Source organism: Streptosporangium sp. NBC_01469, from assembly GCF_036227305.1.
GTDB lineage: Bacteria > Actinomycetota > Actinomycetes > Streptosporangiales > Streptosporangiaceae > Streptosporangium.
This window is the reverse complement of record NZ_CP109465.1, coordinates 5,170,141-5,194,904: the sequence shown is the minus strand read 5'-3', so window position 1 is coordinate 5,194,904 and position 24,764 is coordinate 5,170,141. Positions and strand designations below refer to the sequence as shown.

The window sequence follows — 24,764 nt, the reverse complement described above, 5'->3', positions numbered from 1 at the left end:
GCGTCATCCTCTTTCGTTGTCGTGCGTTCCCAGGGCCATGCTGATCAGGCTTTCGGTGTCCATCTCGTCGATGACCCCGTCAGCCGGCGGGTCATCCGCGTCGGGCTCGCGTTCGCGGCGGACTCCGGCGAGCTCGAACAGGCTGTCCAGGAGCCCCGCCTCGCGCAGCCGGGTCAGCGGAATGGACTGCAGGATCGCCCGGATCTCCGATGAGTCGTCGGAGGCGGGCACGGCGACGGCGAGTTCCTTGTCCAGCGCCGAGGCCAGGGCCCGGGGATTCGGGTGATCGAAGACGGCCGTGACGGGCAGTCTCAGCCCGGTGGTCGCGTTGACGCGGTTGCGGAACTCCACTGCCGTCAACGAGTCGAAGCCGAGCTCGGTGAAGGCACGGTCGGGTTCGATGTGGGAGGCGTCCGCGTGGCCGAGTACCGCCGCGGCGGTGGCCCGCACCAGTTCCACCAGCTCCGCCGACCGCTTCTCCTCCGTGAGTCCGGCAAGACGATCCCTCAGCGCCGCCGAGGCGTCCGTGCCGCTCGCCGTACGGCGGAGCGGGGTGCGCACGAGACCGCGCAACACCGGCGGCAGGTTGTCGCCGAGCGCGGCGAGCGCCGTGGCGTTCAGCGCGATCGGCACCACCGAGGGGTCGCCGGTCGCACAGGCCGCGTCGAACAGTTCCAGGCCCCGTTCCGGGGTGAGCGGCTCGATGCCCAGCCGCTCGATCCGGCGGGCGTCGGCACCGGCCAGCCCGCTCGCCATACCCTCGCCCGCCCACACCCCCCACGCCAGTGAGAGCCCGGGAAGGCCGAGGCCCTGCCGGTGCCGGGCCAGCCCGTCGAGGAAGGCGTTGGCGGCGGCGTAGTTTCCCTGTCCGGGTGTGCCGAACAGGCCGGCGGCAGAGGAGAACAGCACGAAGGCGCCCAGGTCGAGATCCCTGGTCAGCTCGTGCAGGTTCAGCGCGGCATCGACCTTGGGACGCAGGACCGTGTCCATGAGCTCCGGCGTCAGGGACGGCAGCACGCCGTCGGCGAGCACCCCCGCCACGTGCACGACCCCGGTCAGGGGATGGTCACCGGAGATGCCGGCCAGCAGCCGCCTCGTCTCATCCCTGTCGGCGAGGTCACAGGCGACGACCGCGACGTGCGCGCCGAGGCCGGTGAGATCGGCCACCAACTCGGTGACGCCGGGTGCTCGATCGCCACCGCGACTGGCCAGCACCAGGTGCCTGACACCATGGCCGGTCACCAGGTGCCTGGCCACCAACCGGCCCAGCGTCCCGGTGCCACCGGAGACGAGCACGGTGCCGCGAGCGTCCCACCGCACGCCGGTGCCGGGGACGACCGCGACACCTCCCTCCGCATCGGGAGAACGGCCGATTCGCGACAACCGTGGCATCCAGACCTGGCCGGCCCGTACGGCGAGTTGGGGTTCGCCCGTCGCGACGGCCGCGACCACGGCGCGCTGGGACTCGGCGTCGTCGTCCAGGTCCACCAGCACGACGCGGCCGGGATTCTCCGACTGCGCGGAGCGGACCAACCCCCACACGGCCGCACCCGGCAGATCGGTGACCTCGGAGCCGCCCGCCTCGACCGCTCCCTGGGTGACGACGACGAGTCTGCCCGCCCGCTCGTCACGTATCCACTCCTGCAGGATCGCCAGGATCCGATGCGTCTCGGCCCGTACGGCGTCGGCGGTGTTCCCTCCGGGTCCGGAGCGGATGACGACGATGTCGTCCTCAGCGGCCATCGCCGGATCCTCCGCGGACTCGACCGCCACCTGACCGGCCGGCGCGTGGGTGAGCCCGCTGTCCGCCGGGCCGACGACCGTCCAGCGAGCCGTGGTGGCGACCGGTTCGGCCAGGCAGGGTACCCAGTCCAGCCGGAACAGCGACTCGTGCTCCGGGGCAGGCCGGTCGAGCGCGGCCGGTCTCAGCGCCAGTGCCGCCGAGGCCACCGGGGCGCCCGTGACGTCCCTCACCTCAACCGTCACCGCCTCCGCCTCCGCGCTCTCCGCCCGGATCACGACGCGCAGATCGGAGGCACCCGTGGCGTGCAGTTCCACATCGGACCAGCTGAACGGCAGCAGAACCTGTTCGCCTCCCAGACCACTCGCCGCGACCACGTGCAGCGCGGCGTCCAGCGCGGCCGGGTGCAATCCGAACCTGGCGGCCTCGGTCCTCGCCTGCTCGGCGAGTTCCGTCTCCGCGTACAGTTCCCCGTCCCTCCGCCACGCCCTGCGCAGCCCTCGGAAGGCAGGCCCGTAGCTCAGCCCGGCGTCGGCCAGCCGTTCGTAGAACCCCGCCAGCTCGATCGGCTCGGCATCCGGGGGCGGCCACGCTCCCGGAACGGCGGGCGGACGACGGGTCCCAGCCGTGAGCAGACCGGTCGCGTGGTGTGTCCAGAGCGTGTCGCCCAGCGCGCTGTCGTGGCGGGAGTGGACGTTGACGGTCCGCGAACCGTTCTCATCGGGGGCGCCGACGGCGAACTGGACGTCGACCGCCCCCCGTTCGGGGATGACGAGAGGCGCCTGGATCGTCAGCTCCGCCAGCCGGTCGAGGCCCACCCGGTCCCCCGCGTGGAAGGCCATCTCCACGTAGGCGGTCGCGGGCAGGATCATGGCTCCGCCAACAGTGTGATCGGCTACCCAGGGATGCGTCCGCCTGGACAGACGGGCGGTGAACAGCAGTCCTGCCGAGCCCGCCAATTCCACGACGCTCGCGAGCAGCGGGTGCCCCGAGGTGAAGGATCCGCTCGCCGTACTGCTGTCCAGCCAGTAGTGCTCGCGTTGGAAGGGGTAGGTGGGCAGGTCGATTCGTTGGGCGCCGGACCCGGTGAACATCGTCGGCCAGTCGACCGTGACGCCTCGGGTCCATGCCTGGCCCAGTCCACGGATCGTGGCTTCGACCTCGTCGTGGTCCTTGCGTGCCAACGGGACGAACACGGCGGTCTGGGTTCCCATCGCCGACAGGGCCGGGCTCGGCCCGGCCTCGATGAACGTGGTGACGCCCTCCGCTTCCAGGGCGCGCACCGCGTCGCCGAACCGGACGGGTTCACGGACCTGCCGCACCCAGTACTCCGGCGACGCGATCTCCTCGGGGTCGGCGAGGTGACCGGTCAGGGTCGATACCAAGGGGATGCGGGGGTGGTTCCACACCACCGACTCCAGGACCGTGCGGAAGTCCGCCAGCATCGGGTCCATCCGCGCCGAATGGAAAGCATGCGAGACCCGCAACCGCTTGACCCGGTACTCCCCGTCCAGCCGGTTCAGCAGTGCCTCGACCGCGTCCTCATCACCGGAAACCACCACCGAGACCGGACCGTTGACCGCCGCCAGGCCGACCCGCTCACTCAGATACGGAGCGATGTCCGACTCCGAGGCGGCTATCGCGGCCATCGCCCCACCTGAGGCCAGGCTTTGCATCAACCGGCCGCGTGCCTCCACCACCCGGCACGCGTCTTCCAACGACCACACCCCCGCCACATGAGCAGCCGCGATCTCTCCTACGGAGTGACCTCCGACGAAGTCCGGGGTCACTCCCCAGGACTCCAACAACCGGAAGAGGGCGACCTCGAACGCGAACAACCCCTGCTGGGTGTACACCGTCTGGTCGATCAGCTCCGAACCGCCGAACAGCACCTCCTTCACCGGTGCCGGGCAGGCCGCGTCGAACGCCTCCGCGAACACCGGGAACGCCGCATACAACCCCGACCCCATCCCGGCCCGCTGCGCCCCCTGACCCGAGAACACCACCGCGTGGCGACCCCCGGCCACACCCTCCACCCCCGGAACGAACCCCGCCAGCTCATCACGACCCGGCCCACAGAACACCGCACGATGCTCCAAAACCGTCCGAGTCGCCGCCAGCGAATACCCCACATCCAGCGCATCCCCCGCCCACGACACCAACCGCGCGACCTGCGCCCGCAACCCCTCAGCGGACTTGGCCGACACCACCCACGGCACCACCGGCAACGCGCGTTCCACCACCCGCACGGCAGACTCCTCCACCACCCCCTCCACGATCACATGCGCGTTCGTCCCACTGATCCCAAACGACGACACCCCCGCCCGACGAGGCCGCTCCCCCAGCGGCCACGATCGGGACTCGCTCAACAGCTCCACCGCACCCGACGACCAGTCCACGTGTGACGACGGCTCGTCCACGTGCAGCGTCTTGGGCATCACGCCGTGCCGCATCGCCATCACCATCTTGATCACACCCGCCACCCCCGCAGCAGCCTGCGTATGACCCAGATTCGACTTCACCGACCCCAACCACAACGGAACCGACCGACCCTGCCCATACGTCGCCAACAACGCCTGCGCCTCAATCGGGTCGCCCAACGTCGTCCCCGTACCGTGCCCCTCCACCACATCCACCTGATCCGCCGACACCCGAGCATTCGCCAACGCCTGACGAATCACCCGCTGCTGCGCCGGACCGTTGGGCGCCGTCAACCCATTCGACGCCCCATCCTGATTCACCGCACTACCACGAATCACCGCCAACACTTGATGCCCATTACGACGAGCATCCGACAACCGCTCCAGTACCAGGACCCCGGCACCCTCCGCCCAGCCAGTACCGTCTGCCGACGAGGAGAACGCCTTGCACCGGCTGTCCCCGGCCAGTCCGCCCTGACGGCTGAACTCCACGAAGGTCTCCGGCGTCGCCATCACCGTCGCTCCACCGGCCAGGGCGAGCGAGCACTCCCCCTGGCGCAACGACTGGCCGGCGAGATGCAGCGCCACCAGGGAGGAGGAGCAGGCCGTGTCCACCGTCACCGCCGGGCCCTCCAGACCGAAGGTGTAGGCGATCCGCCCGGACGCGATGGCGCCGGTACTGCTGCTACCGATGTAGTCGTGATACATCAGGCCGGCGAACACCCCGGTCGAGCTGCCCCGCAGCAGAGCCGGGTCGATCCCCGCCCGCTCGAAGGCCTCCCACGCCGTCTCCAGCAGCAGCCGCTGCTGCGGATCGACGATCAGCGCCTCGCGCGGGCTGATCCCGAAGAACGCCGGGTCGAACTCCCCCGCCTCGTGCAGGAACCCGCCCTCCCGCACGTAGCTCGTCCCCGGCCGGCTCCGTTCCGGGTCGTACAGCTCCCCGAGGTTCCAGCCGCGATCGGTCGGGAATCCGGAGATCGCGTCCTCTCCCCGGTCGAGCAGCCGCCAGAGATCCTCGGGCGAGCGCACCCCGCCCGGATAGCGGCAGGCCATCCCCACGATCGCGATCGGCTCCTCCACCCCCACCGAGGAGCTCGCGGAGAGGGTGACCTCCGGGGAAGGCGCGCCCAGGATCTGCTCACCCAGGAAGCGCGCCAGCGCGGCCGGAGTCGGATGGTCGAACACCAGGGTCGCGGGCAGCCGCAGGCCGGTGGCGATCCCCAGCTGGTTACGCAGTTCCACGGCGGTCAGGGAGTCGAAACCGAGGTCCTGGAACGCGCGGGCCTGGTCGATCTCACCGGGCGAGCCGTACCCGAGAACCGCCGCGACCTGGCCGACCACCAGATCACGCAACGTCTCCAGGCCCTTGTCCGCCGCCATCGCGCGTACCCGCTCGGCGAGACCACCGGCCGGAGAGCCGGAATCGGCGGACGGACGCGCCGGCCGCCACAGCCCGTGGAAGATCGACGGCAACGTACCGGCGCCGCGCAGTGCCGAGGTGTCCAGCCGGACGGGGATCACCGTCGCCTCGTCCACTCCGATCGCGGTGTCGAAGAGCGCCAGCCCCTCCACCTCGGACAGGGGGAGCACCCCGTTGCGGGAAATACGGGAGCGGTCCGCCCGGACCAGCGTCTCGGACATCCCCGCCTCCTGCGCCCACAGCCCCCACGCCAGCGAGAGCGCGGGCAGCCCGTCGGCTCGCCGACGCGCGGCGACGGCATCGAGGCAGGCGTTCGCGGCGGCGTAGTTGCCCTGCCCCGCGTTGCCGAACACTCCGGCGATGGAGGAGAACAGCACGAACGCGGTCAGATCGAGATCCCTGGTCAGCTCGTGCAGGTTCAGCGCGGCGTCGACCTTCGGCCGGAACACCGTGTCCAGGCGTTCCTCCGTCAGCGAGGCGGTGATCCCGTCGTCCAGCACCCCGGCGACGTGCACCACGCCGGTCAGCGGATGCTGCGCGGGAATCGCTTCGAGCAGGGCCGCCAGCGCGTCCCTGTCGGCCACGTCGCAGGCCTTCAGCTCGACGGTGGCCCCGAGACCGGTCAGCTCCGCGATCAGTCCGGTGTCGGTCGCGGACCGGCTGACCAGCAGGAGGTTCCGGACCCCGTGCTCGGTGACGAGATGTCTGGCGACCAGACCGCCGAGGAAGCCCGTGGCCCCCGTGACCAGGACGGTGCCGGCGCCCTCGAACGTGCTCGGCGAGGCGCCGTCCTCCGCCCGCGCCCTGGCCAGGCGCGGGGCGTGGAGCACCCCGCCGCGCACCGCCACCTGGGGTTCACCGGTGGCGAGCACCGAGGGGAGGAGGCGGGCGATGTCAGCGGTTTCCCGGTCGGTGTCGACCAGCACGATCCTGGACGGGTTCTCCACCTGCGCGGACCGCACGAGTCCCCACACCGTCGCGGCGGCCACGTCCACCCTCTCGTCACCGCTCACCGCCATCGCGCCCCGCGTGAGCATGACCAGCGTCGACGTGGCGGCGCGGTCGTCGGCGAGCCAGGACTGCAGTGCGGCCAGCGCCCGGTAGGCGGCGACCCGCACCGCCCGCGCGTCGTCACCGCCGTCGCACTCGACCACCACCGTGTCCGCCAGATCCTCGAAGGACACGGGGCCCCGCGCTTCGGGGGCCGTGGTGTCGAGTCGCTGCCAGGCCAGCCGGTAGAGCGAGCCGGACTGCCCGGAGACGGAACGGGCGTCGGGCAGCGGCCGGGTCACCAGCGCGTCCACCACGGCGACCGGCGCGCCCGCGCCGTCAGCGATCCGCATCGCCACCGCTCCGGTGGCCGCGTCCCGCACCAGGCGCACCCGCACCGTCGACGCGCCGCCGGCGTACAACGTGACGCCGGACCACGAGAACGGCAGCCAGGCCCCGCTCTCCTCATCCCGTACGGGGTCCTCGGCGATCCCCGCCATGCCCAGCACGTGCAGGCTCGCGTCGAAGAGCGCGGGGTGCAGCCCGAACCGCGCCGCGTCGGCCGTCGCGACCTCGGGCAGGCTCACCTCGGCAAACACCTCGTTCCCGCTGCGCCAGGCCGCCCGCAACCCGGTGAAGACCGGCCCGTAGACAAGCCCGCTGTCGGCGAGCCGTTCGTAGACGCCGTCGAAGTCGATCGGCTCGGCACCGGCGGGCGGCCAGCTGCGCAGGTCGAAGGAGGGCGGCCGGATCACCGTGCCGAGCAGGCCGGTGGCATGCCGGGTCCAGGGGGAGTCCGGCCCGAGGCGCTCGGCCCTGCTGTGCACGGACAGTGCTCTCCTGCCCGTCCCGTCAGGTTCGCCGACCGTCACCTGAACCGTCACGCCGCCCTGCTCGGGAAGCACCAGCGGACTCTCCAGCGTGAGCTCCTCCAGGTTCGAACAGCCCACCTGGTCGCCCGCCCGCACGGCCAGCTCGACGAAGCCGGTGCCGGGGAAGATCACCGCCCCCATCACCCGGTGGTCGGCCAACCAGGGCTGCGTCTCCACCGACAACCGCCCCGTCAACACCACCCCCTGCGAATCAGCCAACACCACCGCCGCCGCCAACAAAGGATGACCAGCCGCACTCAACCCCAACAACCCCACATCACCCGAAACAACAGACCCCTCCAACCAATAACGCCTCCGCTGGAAGGAGTAAGTCGGCAGATCAACCCGCCGAGCACCCGACCCGGCGAACATCACCGGCCAATCGACCGTGACGCCCCGGGCCCACGCCTGACCCACCCCACGGACCGCTGCCTCGACCTCGTCGTGATCCTTACGCGCCAACGGGACGAACACACCATCCCGCGCACCCATCGCCGACAACGCGGCACTCGGCCCGGCCTCGACGAACGTCTTCACCCCCTCGGCCTCCAGGGTCCGCACCGCATCCCCGAACCGGACCGGCTCACGCACCTGCCGCACCCAGTACTCCACCGACGCGATCTCCCCGGGGTCGGCGAGCGCACCGGTCAGGGTCGACACCAAGGGAACGCGCGGGCGGTTCCACCCCACCGACTCCAGGACCGTGCGGAACTCCTGCAGCATCGGATCCATCCGCGCCGAGTGAAAGGCGTGCGAGACCCGCAACCGCTTGACCCGATACGCCCCGCCCAGCCGGTTCAACAGCGCCTCGACCGCGTCCTCATCACCCGAGACCACCACCGAGACCGGACCGTTGACCGCCGCCAACCCCACCCGCTCATTCAAATACGGCGCGATATCCGACTCCGAGGCCGCTACCGCCGCCATCGCCCCACCAGCGGCCAGGCCCTGCATCAACCGGCCCCGCGCCTCCACCACCCGACACGCATCCTCCAACGACCACACCCCCGCCACATGAGCAGCCGCGATCTCCCCCACCGAATGACCCCCGACAAAATCCGGGACCACCCCCCACGACTCCAACAACCGAAACAGAGCCACCTCGAACGCGAACAACCCCCGCTGGGCATACACCGTCTGATCGATCAGCTCCGAACCACCGAACAGCACCTCCCTCACCGCTACCGGACACGCCTCATCGAACGCCTCCGCGAACACCGGGAACGCCGCATACAACCCCGACCCCATCCCGGCCCGCTGCGCCCCCTGCCCCGAGAACACCACCGCGCACAACCCACCCGCGACCGGTCCCTGGTCCGTGCCCCCCGCGGCCACCGCGTCCAGACCGGCGGTCGCCGCGGCCTCGTCCCGGGCCACCAGCACGGCCCGGTTCTCGAAAGCGGTCCGGGTCGTCGCCAGCGAGTATCCGACGTCCACGAGGTCGGCCCCTGCCGCCAGCAGCGAGGAGATGCCCGCCGCCTGGGCCCGCAGCGCCTCCGGCCCGCGCCCCGACAGCGGCACGACCACGCCGCCCGCCGACCGTCGCCGCGCCCCGGGGGCCTCTGGACCGGAGGTCCCGTCCTCGACCGGGGTCGCCTCCTCAAGGATCACGTGCGCGTTCGTCCCACTGACGCCGAAGGAGGAGACTCCCGCCCGGCGCGGCCGATCGAGCCTCGGCCACGGCAACGCCTCGGTCAGCAGCCGGACGGACCCCGCCGACCAGTCCACGTGCGACGACGGCTCGGTGACGTGCAACGTCTTCGGCAGCGACGCGTGCCGCAGCGCCTGCACCATCTTGATCACGCCGCTGATCCCGGCGGCGGCCTGCGCGTGCCCGATGTTCGACTTCACCGATCCCAGCCACAGGGGGGCGGTCCGTCCCTGGCCGTACGTCGCCAGCAGCGCCTGTGCCTCGATCGGGTCGCCGAGCGTCGTCCCCGTACCGTGCCCCTCCACCACGTCCACCTGGTCGGCGGTCACCCCCGCGTTCGCCAGCGCCTGCCAGATGACGCGTTGCTGCGACAGGCCGTTCGGCGCGGTCAGGCCGTTCGACGCCCCGTCCTGGTTGACCGCACTGCCACGGATCACCGCCAGCACCTGGTGCCCGTTGCGGCGGGCGTCGGACAGCCGCTCCAGCAGGACCATTCCCGCGCCCTCCGCCCAGCCCGTGCCGTCCGCGGAGTCGGAGAACGCCTTGCACCGGCCGTCCACGGCCAGCCCGCTCTGCTTGCTGAACGCCAGGAACGGCGCGGGCGTCGACATGACGTTCACCCCGCCGGCCAGCGCCATGGAGCACTCCCCCTGCCGCAGCGACTGGCAGGCCACGTGGAGCGCCACCAGCGAGGAGGAACAGGCCGTGTCGACGGTGACGGCGGGCCCCTCGAAGCCGAACGTGTAGGAGACCCGGCCCGAGATCACACCTCCCGAGCTGGCCGTGCTCAGGTACGCGGCGGCGGTCTCCGGGGCGGCGGCCAGCAGGGTGGAGTAGTCCTGGCCGCCGCTGCCGACGAAGACGCCGAGCGAGGTGCCGCGCAGGGACTCGGGCACGAGGCCCGCCCGTTCGAGCGCCTCCCAGCACACCTCCAGTACCAGCCGCTGCTGCGGGTCCATGGTGACCGCCTCGCGCGGGGAGATCCCGAAGAACCGCGCGTCGAAGTCGGGCGCGTCGTGCACGAATCCGCCCTCGTGGGCGTACTCGTCCCCGATGACGTCGCCGAGCGCCCAGCCGCGGTCGGCGGGGAAACGTCCAACCGCGTCCCGTCCCTCGTCGACCAGCCGCCACAGGTCCTCGGGCGAGCGCACGCCACCGGGGTACCGGCAGCCGATCGAGACGATGGCGATCGGTTCCTGCTCGCCCCTGTCCACCTGGCGCAGCCGTTCGCGTGCCTGGTGGAGATCGGCCGTTACCCTCTTGAGGTAGTCAAGCAGCTTGTCCTCGTTCGCCATATCCAGCCCCGCCCATTTCCACCCGAAGCCTCAGGTGATGCCGAGTTCCTTGTCGATGAAGTCGAAAACGTCGTCCGCGGAGGCGGATTCGAGCTGGTCGGCCACGCTGACGGTGGTCGTGCCCGCGTCCTGCTCGGCCAGCCTGAGCAGCAGCGCCCTCAGCCGTTCGGCCACCCTGTCGCCCTCGATCTCCGCGCGCGAGCGGTCGGCGACCGCCGCCTCCAGCCGGTCGAGCTGGGCCAGGATCGGCAGCTCCACCACGTCGCCGGAGGAGAGCAGGGTTCCGAGGTGCTCCGCCAGCGCGGCGGGCGTGGCGTAGTCGAACACCACGGTCGCGGGCAGCTTGACGCCCGCCGCCTTGTTCAGCCGGTTGCGGAGGTCGACCGCGGCCACCGAGTCGAAGCCGAGGTCCTTGAACGCCCGTCCCGGGTCGATGTCGTCGCTCCCGTAGCCGAGGAGCGCGGCGATCTGGGTGCGGACCAGGTTCAGCAGCGCCCGCTGCCGCTCGGCCGCGGTCAGTCCCGCGAGCCGTTCGGCCAGGGGTGATCCGCCGCCCGGCTCGTCGTCCGTCTCGGACGCCTCGGCCAGTACGGCGAGCGCCTCGGGCAGATCCCGCAGGAGGGGGCGCGGCCTGCCGAGGGTGTACGGCGGGACGAAGCGCGTCCAGTCGGTGTCGGTGACCACCAGGTGGCTCTCGTCGCGGTCGAGCGCCTGGGCCAGCGCGGTCAGGGCCAGGTCCGGGTCCATCTCGCGGATGCCGAGCCGTCGCAGGTGCGCCCCCGCGGCCTCGTCCACCATCCCGCCCCCGCCCCAGGAACCCCACGCGATCGACGTCGCGACCTGTCCCCCGGCCCGGCGCCGGGAGGCGAGCGCGTCCAGGAAGGCGTTGGCTCCGCCGTACGCCGCCTGTCCCGCCGACCCCCAGACGGCGGCACCGGAGGAGAAGAGCACGAAGGCGTCCAGCGGGTGCCCGGCCAGCAGCTCGTCGAGGTGCAGCGCGCCCGCGATCTTGGCGCGGACCGCGTCGGCGAACTCCTCCGGCTCCATCGCGGCGAGCGGTTTCGGCTCGGGCAGGATCCCGGCCGCGTGCACCACTGCGGTCACCGCGTCGGACTCGGGCAGGGAGTCCAGCAGCCGGCTCAGCGCGTCCCTGTCCGCGACGTCGCACGCCGTGACGGTGACCCTGGCCCCCAGCTCGGACAGCTCGGCGGCCAGTTCGGCCGCGCCCTCCGCCGCGAGGCCGCGCCTGCTGGTCAGCAGCAGGTGCTCGGCCCCGTTCTCCGCCAGCCGGCGCGCCACCCGCGAACCGACCCCGCCGGTGCCCCCGGTGACCAGTACGGTTCCGCGTGGCCGCCAGGTGTCGCCCGTGCCGTTCCCGGCCAGCGGGGCCCGCACCAGGCGGAGGGCGAACGTCCCCGAGGACCGGACGGCGACCCTGTCCTCACCGTCCTGGCCGTCCTCACCGTTCTCTTTACCCCCGTCGTTCCACCCGGCCAGCAGTCCGGCCACCCGGCGGGCGACCGGCCGGTCCACGACCGCCGGCAGGTCGACGGTGCCGCCCCACGTGCCGGGGGCGTCCAGGGCGAGCACCGTGCCCAGGCCCGTCACCACGGCCTGCATCGGGTCCACCGGCTCCGCGCCGTCCGGAACCGGTGTCGCGTTCCTCGTCGCGCACCAGAGCCGGCCGGTCGGTTCGACCGCGCCGAGCGCCCGGACCAGGGTCACGGTGGCGACGACTCCACGGGACAGTTCCGGGTGCCGGGGGTGCTCGCGGCCGTCGAGCGCGAGCAGGGAGAGCACCCCGGCGACGGCCGCGCCACCGAGCCCTTCGAGTCCTTCGAGCGCTTCGGGTCCTTCGAGTCCTTCGAGTCCTTCGAGTCCTTCGGGTCCTTCGGGTCCTTCGGGTCCTTCGAGTCCTTCGGGTGCTTCGGGTGCTTCGGGTGCTTCGGGTGCTTCGGGTGCTTCGAGCTTTTCGCGGAGCAGGCCGGCGACCGCCTCCGCGGGCGAGTCGTCGGCCACCTCGACCGGCACGATCCGGGCCCCGGAGGCGGCGAGCCCCTCCATCAGGACGGGTTCGGAGAGCCCGGCGGGGACGACGACGAGCCAGGTCCCCTCCAGGGGCCCGGACGCGTCGGCCACCGGCCGCCATTCCGCGCGGTAGCGCCAGCCGGTCACCACGGACTCGTCCCTGGCGCGGTTCCACCAGGAGGACAGGGCCGGGAGCACGCCCTCCACCTCGGCGGGCTCGACCCCCAGGGTCCTGGCCAGCGCGGGGCCGTCGCCGTCGGCCACCCGCGCCCAGAAGTCCTCGTCCGGCAGGGGGTTCGCGGCCCGGACGACGTTCCGCGCCCAGTACCGCCGGGTCTGGAAGGCGTACGTGGGCAACCTGACCCGGCGGGCTCCGCCGTACATGCCGGACCAGTCGGGGCTCAGGCCACGGACGTGCAGTTCCGCCACCGACCTCAGCAGGCGGTCGGGGCCGCCGTCGTCGCGGCGCAGGCTGCCGGTCACCACCGCCTCGCGTCCGAGGTCGTCGAGCGTCTCCTGCAGCCCCATGGTGAGCACCGGGTTCGGGCTGATCTCCACGAACGCCACGTGGTCCATGCCGGCCAGGGTGCGCACGGCCGCCTCGAACTCGACGGTCCGCCGCAGGTTGGTGTACCAGTACCCGGCCTCCAGATCGGCGGGCCGGATCCAGTCGCCGGTCACCGTGGAGATCATGGGTACCGTGCCCGCCCGCGGGCCGACCGGCGCGAGCTCCCGCCGCAGCCTCTCCTCAAGAGGTTCCACCAGCACCGAGTGGGACGCGTAGTCGACCGGCACCCGCTTGACGCGTACGCCCTCCGCGGCGAGTTCGGCCAGCAGTTCGTCGAGCGCGTCCGAGGCTCCGGACAGCACCACGGAGCCGGGGCCGTTGATCGCGGCGATGGAGAGGTCTCCGGCCCATCTCGCGAGCCGCTTGCCCGCCTCCTCCGCGGGCAGGGCCACCGAGGCCATACCGCCGGACCCGGCGAGCGACTCGCGGATGGCCCTGGAGCGCAGCGCGACGATCCTGGCGCCGTCCTCGATCTCCAGCAGCCCGGCCACGCAGGCGGCGGCGATCTCGCCCTGCGAATGCCCGATCACCGCGTCCGGCTCGATGCCGCGCGACCGCCACTCCTCGGCGAGCGAGACCATCACGGCCCACAGCACCGGCTGCACCACGTCCACCCGCTCCAGCGTCCGGGGGTCGGTGTCCCGCAGGACGTCGGTGAGCCTCCAGTCCACGAAGGGCGACAGGGCGCGCTCGCACGCGGCGATCCGCTCGGCGAACACCGGCGACGCGTCCAGCATCCCGACGGCCATGCCCACCCACTGCGAGCCCTGCCCCGGGAACACGAAGACCGTCTTCCCGCTCAGGTTCGCCGTTCCCGTGACGACGTCCGCGCCGGGCTCTCCCGCCGCCACCTCGCCGACCCCGGCGAGCAGCCCGGCACGGTCCCGGCCGACGACCACGGCCCGGTGCTCGAAGGGCACCCTGCCCAGTGCCAGGGACAGGGCCACGTCGGCGGGGTCGAGTCCGGGATGCTCGTCCAGATGGGAGAGCAGCCGCGCGGACTGCGCGCGGAGCGCCGCCTCGGAGCGCCCGGACAGCGGCCACAGGAGGACGCCGGGCCGGGCGGTGCCGTCCTCGGGTTCCTCGCGTTCCTGCGTGGGCGCCTGTTCGAGGATGACGTGGACGTTCGTGCCGCTGGCCCCGAAGGACGACACGCCCGCGCGGCGGGGATGGCCGTTCTCCGCCCAGGGCATCGGCTCGGTGAGGAGTTCGACCGCCCCGGCCGTCCAGTCCACCTTCGGGGTCGGCTCCGCCACGTGCAGCGTCCGGGGCAGCGTGCCGTGCCGCATCGCCTGCACCATCTTGATCACCCCGGCGACCCCGGCCGACGCCTGCGGGTGCCCGATGTTCGACTTGATCGACCCCAGGCGCAGCGGCCGGTCCGCGGGCCGGTCCCGGCCGTAGGTGGCCAGCAGCGCCTGCGCCTCGATCGGGTCGCCCAGCGTGGTGCCCGTGCCGTGCGCCTCGACCGCGTCGACCTCGTCGGGAGTCACCCTGGCGTTGGCCAGCGCCTGCTCGATGACACGCCGCTGCGAGGGGCCGTTCGGCGCCATCAGGCCGTTGGAGGCCCCGTCGGAGTTCACCGCGGAGCCGCGGACCAGGGCGAGGACCTCGTGCCCGTGCCGCAGGGCCTCGGAGAGCCGTTCGAGCACCAGCACCCCCACGCCCTCCGACCAGCCGACGCCGTCGGCGTCACCGGAGAACGAGCGGCACCTCCCGTCCTTCGACAGGCCCCGCTGCCGGGAGAACTCCACGAACATGTCCGGGGTCGCCATGACGGTGGCGCCACCGGCCAGGGCCAGGGAGCACTCACCCAGGCGCAGCGACTGGCAGGCGAGGTGCAGGGCGACGAGCGAGGAGGAGCAGGCGGTGTCCACCGACACCGCGGGCCCGACCAGGCCGAGGCTGTAGGCCACCCGGCCGGAGACCAGGCTGCCCGCGCCGGTGCTCCCCGCGTAGTCGTGGTACATCACGCCCGCGAACACCCCGGTCATGCTGCCGCGCGCGGCGGCGATCATCCCGGCGCCCTCCAGCGCCTCCCACGACACCTCAAGCAGCAGCCGCTGCTGCGGGTCGATCCCGGCCGCCTCACGTGGCGAGATCGAGAAGAAACCGGCGTCGAACTCCCCGGCGTCGTACAGGAACCCGCCCTCGCGGACGTAGATCTTGCCCGGCCGGTCCGGCTCGGGGTCGTAGAGCCCGGCGACGTCCCACCCGCGATCCCGCGGGAAGCCGCCGATGGCGTCCCTGCCCTCGTCGACCAGCCGCCAGAGGTCGGCGGGCGAGCGCACCCCGCCCGGGTACCGGCAGGCCATGCCCACGATCGCGATCGGCTCGGCGGAGCGGTCCTCCATCTCCCGCAGCCGCCTGCGCGTCTGCCGCAGGTCCGCGGTAGCGCGCTTGAGGTAGTCCCGAAGCTTGTCGACCTTGTCGTCATCGGCCATCGGCTGTGCACCAACTCCGCGAGTAGTACGTGGCTCGTTCAGGGGGTGCCGAGCTCGGTGTCGAGGGCCAGGAAGAGCTCCTCGTCACTGACGGCGTCGTAGCCGTCCTCCACCGTCTCGGGCTCGGCGTCGCTGTGCCGTTCGCGCCACTTGCGCAACAGCGCCTCGAGGCGTGCGGTGATCCGGGGATGCGAGCCGTTCAGGTCCGCGGCCGAGAGCACCGACTCCAGCTGGTCGACCACGGCGAGGACCGGGGTGGCCGCGTCCGCGTCCGCCGGTGCGATCTCCTGCCCGAGGTGGCGGGCGAGCGCCGCGGCGTTGGGACTGTCGAAGACCAGCGTGGCGGGCAGGCGCAGGCCGGTGGCCGCGGCCAGGGTGTTGCGCAGCTCGACCGCGAGCAGCGAGTCGAAGCCGAGCTCCTGGAACGCGCGGTCGGGGGCGATCGAGTCCGGCCCGCCATGCCCCAGGGTCGCCGCCACCTGGGTGCGGACGAGTTCGAGGAGGAGGTGGTCACGTTCCTGCTCGGGCAGGGCGGCCAGCCGTCCTCGCAGGTCGGTGCCGCCCGCGTTTCTGCCGCCGGCCGGGGCGGCTCGTCGTACGGGCCCGCGGACGAGGCCGCTCAGGATCGCCGGGATCCCGTCGGGCCGGGAGCGCAACGCCTCGACGTCCAGCCGCATCGGCACGACGGTGGCGTCCTCCTCCAGGTTCAGCGCCATGTCGAAGAGGGCGAGCCCTTCCTCCTCGGACATGGCGGGTATGCCGAGCCTCCGCAGGCGGCGCAGTCCCCCCTCGTCCAGGTACGCGCTCATCCCGCTCTCGCTCGCCCACGGCCCCCAGGCCAGGGACGTGGCGGTCAGACCTCGCGACCTGCGGTACTCGGCGATCCCGTCGAGGAAGGTGTTCGCCGCGGCGTAGTTGGCCTGGCCCGCGCCGAGCACCAGGCCCGCGGCCGAGGAGAACAGCACGAATGCGGACAGGTTCATGCCCTCGGTCAGCTCGTGCAGGTGCCAGGCCGCGTCCGCCTTCGCCCGCAGCACCGTGTCCACCTGCGTCTCGGTGAGCGCGCCGAAGACACCGTTGGCGACGACGCCCGCCGTATGGATCACGGAGGTCAGCGGCCGCTCCGGCGCGACGGTCGCCAGCAGGTCGCGGACGGCGTCCCGATCGGACACATCACACACCGCGATCCTGACGTCCGCGCCCAGCAGGGTGAGTTCCTCCCGCAGCTCGCGCGCGCCCGGCGCGTCCAGGCCGCGCCTGCTCGTCAGCAACAGCGACCGTACGCCGTGTTTGACGACGAGGTGGCGGGCGACCAGCGAACCGAGGCCGCCGGTCCCGCCGGTGATCAGAACCGTTCCGCCCGTGTCCCAACGGTCGCCCGCTCCCGCGCCGTCGTCCATGATCCAGGACAGGCGAGGCACGTGCAGCTCGCCCTTCCGGATGGCCGTCTCGGGTTCGCCTCCGGCGACGGCGGCGGTGATCGCCCGTTCCGAGGACTCCTGCCCGTCCAGGTCGACCAGCACGATCCTGCCCGGGTTCTCCGCCTCGGCCGCTCGCACCAGGCCCCACAGGGCGGCGTCCGCGAGGTCGGTGACGCCCTCGCCCGGTATCGCGGCCACCGCGCCCCTGGTCACGACGACCAGCCGCGACGTCGACCACCGCTCATCGGCCAGCCAGGACCGCACCAGGCCCATGACCCGGTTGACCGATTCCCGCAGCCGTACGGTCACCGGACCGTCGTCGCCGGGGACGCGGGACAGGATCACCACGCCGGGCGGGAACCCGCCGCCGTCGACCATCGCCGTCAGCGACGCCATGTCGGGATAGCGCGTCATTCCCGGCAGGGCGCCGGCCTGCGGTCCGACGACGGCCCAGGTGTCCTGGGCGAGGACCGAGGCCGGAGGGGGTGGTGTCACCCAGTCCAGCCGGAACAGCGACTCCTTGCGCCGCGTCCGGGCGGCGGTGACCTGTTCCGCGGACACCCGGCGGGCGAGGACCGACTCCACCGTCGCGACCGGTGCTCCCGTGACGTCGGCCAGGTACGCCGTCGTCGCGTCGGGCCCCGACGGCACGAGCCTCACCCGCACCGACGACGCTCCCGCCGCGTGCAGCGAGACGTCCGTCCAGACGAAGGGAATCCAGGTCTCTCCCGCCGCCCGTCGCCCGCCCTCGTCGAGGAGGGTGGCGTGCAGGGCCGCGTCCAGCAGTGCCGGGTGCAGTCCGAACCGTGCCGCGTCCGCCGCCGCGTGGTCGGGGAGCTCGACCTCGGCGAAGAGCTCCTCACCGCGCCGCCACGCCGCCCGCAGCCCCTGGAACACCGGCCCGTAGGCGTAGCCGTGCTCGGCCAGCCGCTCGTACAGCGCGTCGAGCGGGACGGGCACCGCGGCGGGCGGGGGCCAGGCGCTCAGGTCGGCCGGAATCGAGGACGGGGCCGGGGTCAGCGTTCCTCCGGCGTGCCGCGTCCAGGGCATGTCCGGCGAGACGTTGTCCGCGCGGGAGTACACCGCCACCTGCCGGTTGCCCGCCTGGTCCGCCGCCTCCACCGTGACCTGCAGGTGAATGTCGCCGTCCTCGGGCAGGACGAGCGGCGCGGCCAGCGTCAGCTCGGCCAGGGTGGGGCAGCCCACCTCGTCACCCGCGCGGACGGCCAGCTCGACGAACCCGGTGCCGGGGAACATCACCGCGCCCATCACCCGGTGGTCGGCCAGCCAGGGCTGCGTCTCCACGGACAACCGCCCGGTGAGCGTCACTCCACCGGAGCCCGCCATCGGCACCATGGCGTCAAAGAGGGGGTGCCCGAACGAGGGAGCCGCGGACGTGTCACTCCGCAGCCAGTAGCGCTGTCGTTGGAAGGGGTAGGTCGGCAGGTCGACCCGCCGAGCACCCGACCCGGTGAACATCGCCGGCCAGTCGACCGTGACGCCTCGGGCCCACGCCTGGCCCAGTCCACGGACCGCCGCCTCGACCTCGTCGTGATCCTTACGCGCCAACGGGACGAACACGGCGTTCCGGGTCTCCATCGCCGACAGCGCCGGACTCGGCCCGGCCTCGATGAACGTGGTGACGCCCTCGGCCTCCAGGGTCCGCACCGCGTCGCCGAACCGGACCGGCTCACGCACCTGCCGCACCCAGTAGTCGGCGGACGCGATCTCCTCGGGGTCGGCGAGGTGACCGGTCAACGTCGACACCAGCGGGATGCGGGGGTGGTTCCACACCACCGACTCCAGGACCGTGCGGAACTCCGCCAGCATCGGATCCATCCGCGCCGAATGGAAAGCATGCGAGACCCGCAACCGCTTGACCCGGTACGCCCCGTCCAGCCGGTTCAGCAGTGCCTCGACCGCGTCCTCATCACCGGAAACCACCACCGAGACCGGGCCGTTGACCGCCGCCAACCCCACCCGCCCGTTCAGATACGGCGCGATATCCGACTCCGAGGCCGCCACCGCCGCCATCGCCCCACCCGAGGCCAACCCCTGCATCAACCGGCCCCGCGCCTCCACTACCCGGCACGCATCTTCCAACGACCACACCCCCGCCACATGAGCAGCCGCGATCTCCCCCACCGAATGACCCCCGACAAAATCCGGGACCACCCCCCACGACTCCAACAACCGGAACAGGGCCACCTCGAACGCGAACAGACCCTGCTGGGCGTACATCGTCTGGTCGATCAAGTCCGAACCACCGAACAGCACCTCCCTCACCGCTACCGGGCAGGCCGCGTCGAACGCCTCCGCGAACACCGGGAACGCCGCATACAACCCCGACCCCATCCCGGCCCGCTGTGCCCCCTGACCCGAGAACAGCACCGCGTGACGACCCCCGGCCACACCCTCCACCCCCGGAACAAACCCCGCCAGCTCACCACGACCCGGCCCACAGAACACCGCACGATGCTCCAAAACCGTCCGAGTCGCCGCCAGCGAATACCCCACATCCAGCGCATCCCCCGCCCACGACACCAACCGCGCGACCTGCGCCCGCAACCCCTCAGCGGACTTGGCCGACACCACCCACGGCACCACCGGCAACGCGCGTTCCACCACCCGCACGGCAGACTCCTCCACCACCCCCTCCACAATCACATGCGCATTCGTCCCACTGATCCCAAACGACGACACCCCCGCCCGACGAGGCCGCTCCCCCAGCGGCCACGATCGGGACTCGCTCAACAGCTCCACCGCACCCGACGACCAGTCCACATGCGACGACGGCTCATCCACATGCAACGACCTCGGCATCACCCCATGCCGCATCGCCATCACCATCTTGATCACACCCGCCACCCCCGCAGCAGCCTGCGTATGACCCAGATTCGACTTCACCGACCCCAACCACAAAGGGGCCGACCTACCCTGCCCATACGTCGCCAACAACGCCTGCGCCTCAATCGGATCACCCAACGTCGTCCCCGTACCGTGCCCCTCCACCACATCCACATCGGCGGAACCCAGCCCCGCGTCGGCGAGGGCCGCGCGGATGACGCGCTCCTGGGAGGGGCCGTTCGGCGCGGTCATCGCGCTGCTGGCACCGTCCTGGTTGACCGCGCTGCCCCGTACCACCGCCAGCACCCGGTGACCGTTACGACGAGCGTCCGACAACCGCTCCAGCAGCAGGACACCCGCCCCCTCGGCCCAGCCCGTACCGTCGGCCGACGAGGAGTACGCCTTGCACCGGCCGTCAGGAGAGAGGCCGCGCTGGCGGGAGAACATCACGAAGCTGTCCGGCAGCGCCATCACCGTCACGCCACCGGCCAGTGCCAGCGAGCACTCCTCACCGCGCAACGACCGGACCGCCAGATGCAGTGCCACCAGGGAGGAGGAGCAGGCCGTGTCCACCGTCACCGCCGGCCCCTCCAGACCGAAGGTGTAGGCCACCCGCCCGGAGACCACGCTGCCCGCGCTGCCACCGCCGACATAACCGTCGAGTTCGGGGGGGACGTTGCCGACGCGGGAGGCGTAGTCGTGGTACATCACCCCGGCGAACACCCCGGTGTCGCCGCCGCGCAGCGAGCCGGGGACGATGCCCGCGTTCTCGAACGCCTCCCACGAGGTCTCCAGCAAAAGCCGCTGCTGCGGATCCATCGCCAGCGCCTCGCGCGGGCTGATCCCGAAGAACGCCGGGTCGAACTCCCCCGCCTCGTGCAGGAACCCGCCCTGCCGGGTGTAGGACCTGCCGGTGTGCTCCGGATCCGGGTCGTAGAGATCGGGGTCCCAGCCCCGGTCGGTGGGAAAGTCCGAGACGGCGTCGCCGCCGCCGGCCACCAGCCGCCACAACTCCTCCGGCGAGGTCACCCCACCGGGGAACCGGCACCCCATCCCGATGATCGCGATGGGTTCGCGCTCGCGCTGCTCGGCCTCCGCCAGGCGGCGGCGGGTCTCCCGCAGGTCGGCGGTCGCACGCTTGAGGTAGTCGAGAAGTTTGGTCTCGTCTCCCATCGACATCACCCTCCTGTGGTCGCGTGCCTGACGACCAGCTGTTCCAGCGTCGACACGACGTCTCCCGGGCTGGGTCTGGTCAGCATCTCCTTCTGGATCTGCGCCGCGCCCTCCTTGAACGACGGGTCGTCCAGCAGGCGGGCCAGATTCGACGTCAGCGTCTCGGGGGAGAGCTCCTCCGGTGCGATGAACAGCGCGGCGCCACGGTCCTCCAGGAGACGCGCCATCTGCGGCTCGCCCCACAGGTTGCCGGGGACCAGCAGTTGCGGCACGCCGTGGACGATGGCGGTGCCCATCGTGCTGGCGCCCAGGTGGTGCACGACGGCCGAGCAACTGGGCAGCAGCGCGTTGAGCGGCACGAAGTCGTGCACGTGGACGTTGGCCGGAACGGAGGACACGCTCTCGAGCTGCTCGGCGTTCAGGGTCGCGATCACCTCGACGTCGAGCTCGGCCACCGCCTGGAGCAGCTCGCCGATCTGCATGTGGTGCAGGCCGACGTTGCGGGCCGTGACCCCGAAGGTCAGGCACACCCTTGGCGCGCGGGGAGGTTCGGCCAGCCAGTCCGGGATGGTCGAGGGCCCGTTGTAGGGCACGAAACGCACGGGGAGGACGGGCAGGTCGCCCGAGATCCGCATCCAGGAGGGCAGCGGATCGATGGTGAGCTGACCGGTCACCATCTCCTCGTCGAACTCGTGCCCGAACGGGGCGAGCCTTCCGGCCAGCCAGTCGCCCATCGGGTCGTTCTGCGGCCCTTCGGGGTTCTGGGCACGGAGCCGGTGGAACAGCTCGCGCATCCTGGCGAAGTGGTCCATCCCGAACAGCATCCGGGCGTGGGCCGCGCCGGTGACCCTGGCCGCGACGGGACCGACGTAGGTCAGGGCGTCCCAGATGACCAGATCCGGCTTCCAGGACCGCGCGAAGCGGACGAGGTCGTCCAGCATCGCCTGGTTCGCCTGGTACTCGGAAATGAAACTGGAATACAGGCCGAGCGTGTCCCTGACGTATTCGAGTGTCAATTTCTCCGGCCGCGTCTCGGCGATGTCGTAACCCATCCGGTAAGGGGTGCCGTCATCGGGGAGTTGTTCCAGCATTTTCGCGTCATTGACCATGTCGATCTCGTCGCCGACGGAGACGGCCGTCAGTCCCGCCGCGAGAATGTCGGCCTGGATATTGGGCCGGCTGGCCACGCATACCTCATGGCCGGCGGCACGCAGTGCCCATGCGAGCGGAACCATGTTGTACAGGTGAGTACTTGCCGCGAAGGTCGTGAACAAAACACGCACGGATCTCTCCAACCCGACGATATAAAGGTTCGCGAATGCGGACGTCGCCGGCGGTTCGGCGCCTCGCGTTTGTCGCACTTCTCTCCAGGCGTACGTTACCGGCCGGACTGGTCGCCCCCTCACCCCTTAACGCCCCTTATCGTCCCCCTAAACGCGCGAGTAGCGCGGTGAGGGCGCGTCGGTGACACATCGTGATCGCCGATCGGCGGCAAAAAATTCAATATGTTTCCGCGCAATCCAGCCGGGACATATCCGGGGTGCCCTCCTCACGGCATGCCGTTCTCGAGGGGCTGCCACGACCCCCGGCATTTGATGTACAAACGTATAAGACATTGGTATAGTTCGGCGGGGCAGCAGCCCGGACAACCGAGGGAGAGATGACCGACGTGGCACGGTTCGCAGTACGTATGGCCAGGTGGAGCGCGACGCACCCCTGGCAGGCCATCGTCGGGTGGATCCTCTTCGTGGCGATCTGCATCACCGCGGGTTCGCTCGCGGGCACCCGGGGGACCGTCGACTCCGACTTCTGGACGGGAGAGTCGGGCCGGACGCAGGAGATCATCGCCACGGGCGGCTTCCCCAACCCGCCGGTCGAGAACGTGCTGATCACCGCACGGACCGGCACCCTGGACAAGGCCGCGGCCGACGCCGCCGCGCAGGACGTCACGCGGCGCATGGACGCGCTGCCCGAGGTCGCCGAGGTCGGCTCCCCCATCCCGTCGCCGGACGGCCAGGCCCTCCTCGTCACGGTCACCATGCGCGCCGACCAGCAGTCGGCGGTCGAGCACGTCACGCCCCTCCTGGACGCCACCGCCGCCACCCAGTCCGCGTACCGCTCCCTCAGGGTCGAGCAGACCGGTGGCGTCACCATCGACAGCGGGATCTTCGACCAGGTCGCCAAGGACCTGGTGCTGGCCGAGCTGCTCACCGCCCCGGTGACGCTGGTGATCCTGCTGATCGCCTTCGGCGTCTTCGTCGCCGCGGCCGTGCCGCTGATCCTCGCCATCTCCTCGATCGTGGCGGCGATCGGCCTGTCCGCGCTGGCCTCGCACGTCTTCCCCGACGTCGGCATGGTCAACAACATCATCCTGTTGATGGGCATGGCGGTCGGCGTCGACTACTCGCTGTTCTACGTGAAGCGCGAGCGCGAGGAGCGCGCGAAGTCGGGCGGGAAGCTCGACTACGCGGCCTCGGTCGAGCTGGCCGCGGCCACCTCCGGCCACGCGATCCTCGTCTCCGCCTTCGCGGTGATCGTCTCGATGATGAGCCTCTACCTCGGCGGCATCGCGGTCTTCTCCTCGCTCGCCACCGGCTCGGTCATCGTCGTCGCCGTGGCCGTGGTCGGCTCGCTCACGGTGCTGCCGGCCCTGCTGGCCAAGCTCGGCCGCAGGCTCGACAGCCCCCGCGTCCCCTTCTTCGGCCGGTTCGGCGGGGAGAGCAGGGAGCCCCGGATGTGGCGGGCGATGCTGCGCCCCGCGCTGCGGCACCCGGCGCTGACCTTCCTCGTCGCGACGGTGGCCATGCTGGCGCTGGCGCTTCCCGCCCTCAACCTCAAGCTGACCGCCGCGGGCCTCGACACCATGCCCCGGCAGATCGTCGCGATGCAGACCTACGACCGGCTGACCGCGGCCTTCCCCTCGGAGGGCGCGGCGCACGTCGTCGCGGTGCGGGCCGAGGCCGCGCAGGCCGGCCAGGTCGGCGCGGCGCTGAGGGGGATCGTCCAGGACCTGCAGGGCAGTCCGCTCTTCGTCCCGGTCCCCGAGGCGAACGTCCGCGCGTCCACCGACGGCCGCGTGCACACGATCGACCTGGCCACCCCCTACACCGCCGACACCGCGAAGGCCGCGGAGTCACTGAGGCGTCTCAAGGAGGTCGTCGCGGCCCGGATGGGCACGATCCCCGGCGCCGACCACGCGGTCGGCGGCGACGTCGCCAAGCACATCGACGAGGTCGACATCCAGACGCAGCGGATGCCGTGGGTGGTGGGCTTCGTCCTGCTGCTGACTCTCCTGATCATGGTGGCGGCGTTCCGCTCCCTGGTCGTCGCCGTGACCGCGATCCTGCTGAACATGCTCTCGGCCGCCGCCGCGTTCGGCGTGCTGGTGGCGGTGTTCCAGTACGAGTGGGCCGAGCAGCTCCTCGACTTCCGCTCCAACGGCGCCATCATCTCGTGGGTGCCGCTGTTCCTGTTCGTGGTGCTCTTCGGCCTCTCCATGGACTACCACGTCTTCCTGGTCAGCCGGATCAAGGAGGCCGCGGAACGCGAGGGGGTGACCACCCGCCAGGCGGTGGCGGACGGCATCGTCAGCTCCGCCGGAGTCGTGACCAGCGCCGCTGTGATCATGGTCTCGGTGTTCGTCTGCTTCGTCTTCCCGAGCATGGTCGAGCTCAAGCAGCTCGGGCTCTCGCTCGCGGTCGCCGTGCTTCTCGACGCGGTCGTCATCCGCATCCTCGTCCTGCCCTCCCTGATGGTGATGCTCGGCCGCTTCAACTGGTGGCCGTCCCGGCTGGGCCGGACCGTCGCGCCGGAGCCGACACCCGAGGAGCGGCCACGGGTGACGCTACTGAAGTGACAGACCGGCGATCTAGCGAGGGGGTTCCTTGAACC

5 protein-coding genes are annotated in these 24,764 nt (G+C 71.6%); 1 reads left to right on the top strand and 4 read right to left on the bottom strand.

Going from position 1 to position 24,764, the window contains the following annotated elements; all coding sequences use genetic code 11:
- Positions 1–3 precede the first annotated feature (3 nt).
- From OG587_RS22940 to OG587_RS22925, 4 genes are read right to left on the bottom strand one after another with little or no spacing between them, the layout of a single operon-like run.
- The gene (locus OG587_RS22940) at positions 4–10,392 is read right to left on the bottom strand and encodes a type I polyketide synthase (RefSeq protein WP_329093471.1); all 10,389 of its coding nucleotides are present in this window, start codon (positions 10,390–10,392) and stop codon (positions 4–6) included.
- Positions 10,393–10,422: 30 nt separating this feature from the next.
- On the bottom strand, positions 10,423–15,432 hold the full coding sequence (locus OG587_RS22935; protein WP_329093468.1) for a type I polyketide synthase: 5,010 nt from the start codon (positions 15,430–15,432) through the stop codon (positions 10,423–10,425).
- A 38-nt stretch (positions 15,433–15,470) separates the two neighbouring features.
- On the bottom strand, positions 15,471–20,879 hold the full coding sequence (locus tag OG587_RS22930) for a type I polyketide synthase (RefSeq protein ID WP_329093465.1): 5,409 nt from the start codon (positions 20,877–20,879) through the stop codon (positions 15,471–15,473).
- Positions 20,879–22,156, bottom strand: coding sequence for an activator-dependent family glycosyltransferase (locus OG587_RS22925; RefSeq protein WP_329093463.1), 1,278 nt, complete (start codon positions 22,154–22,156; stop codon positions 20,879–20,881). The genes OG587_RS22930 and OG587_RS22925 overlap by 1 nt, the downstream gene beginning before the upstream one ends.
- Before the next feature lie 377 nt (positions 22,157–22,533).
- Between OG587_RS22925 and OG587_RS22920 the strand changes: the two genes are divergently transcribed.
- A complete protein-coding gene (locus OG587_RS22920; protein WP_329093461.1) occupies positions 22,534–24,729 on the top strand; it encodes an MMPL family transporter in 2,196 nt (731 codons plus the stop codon).
- Positions 24,730–24,764 lie beyond the last annotated feature (35 nt).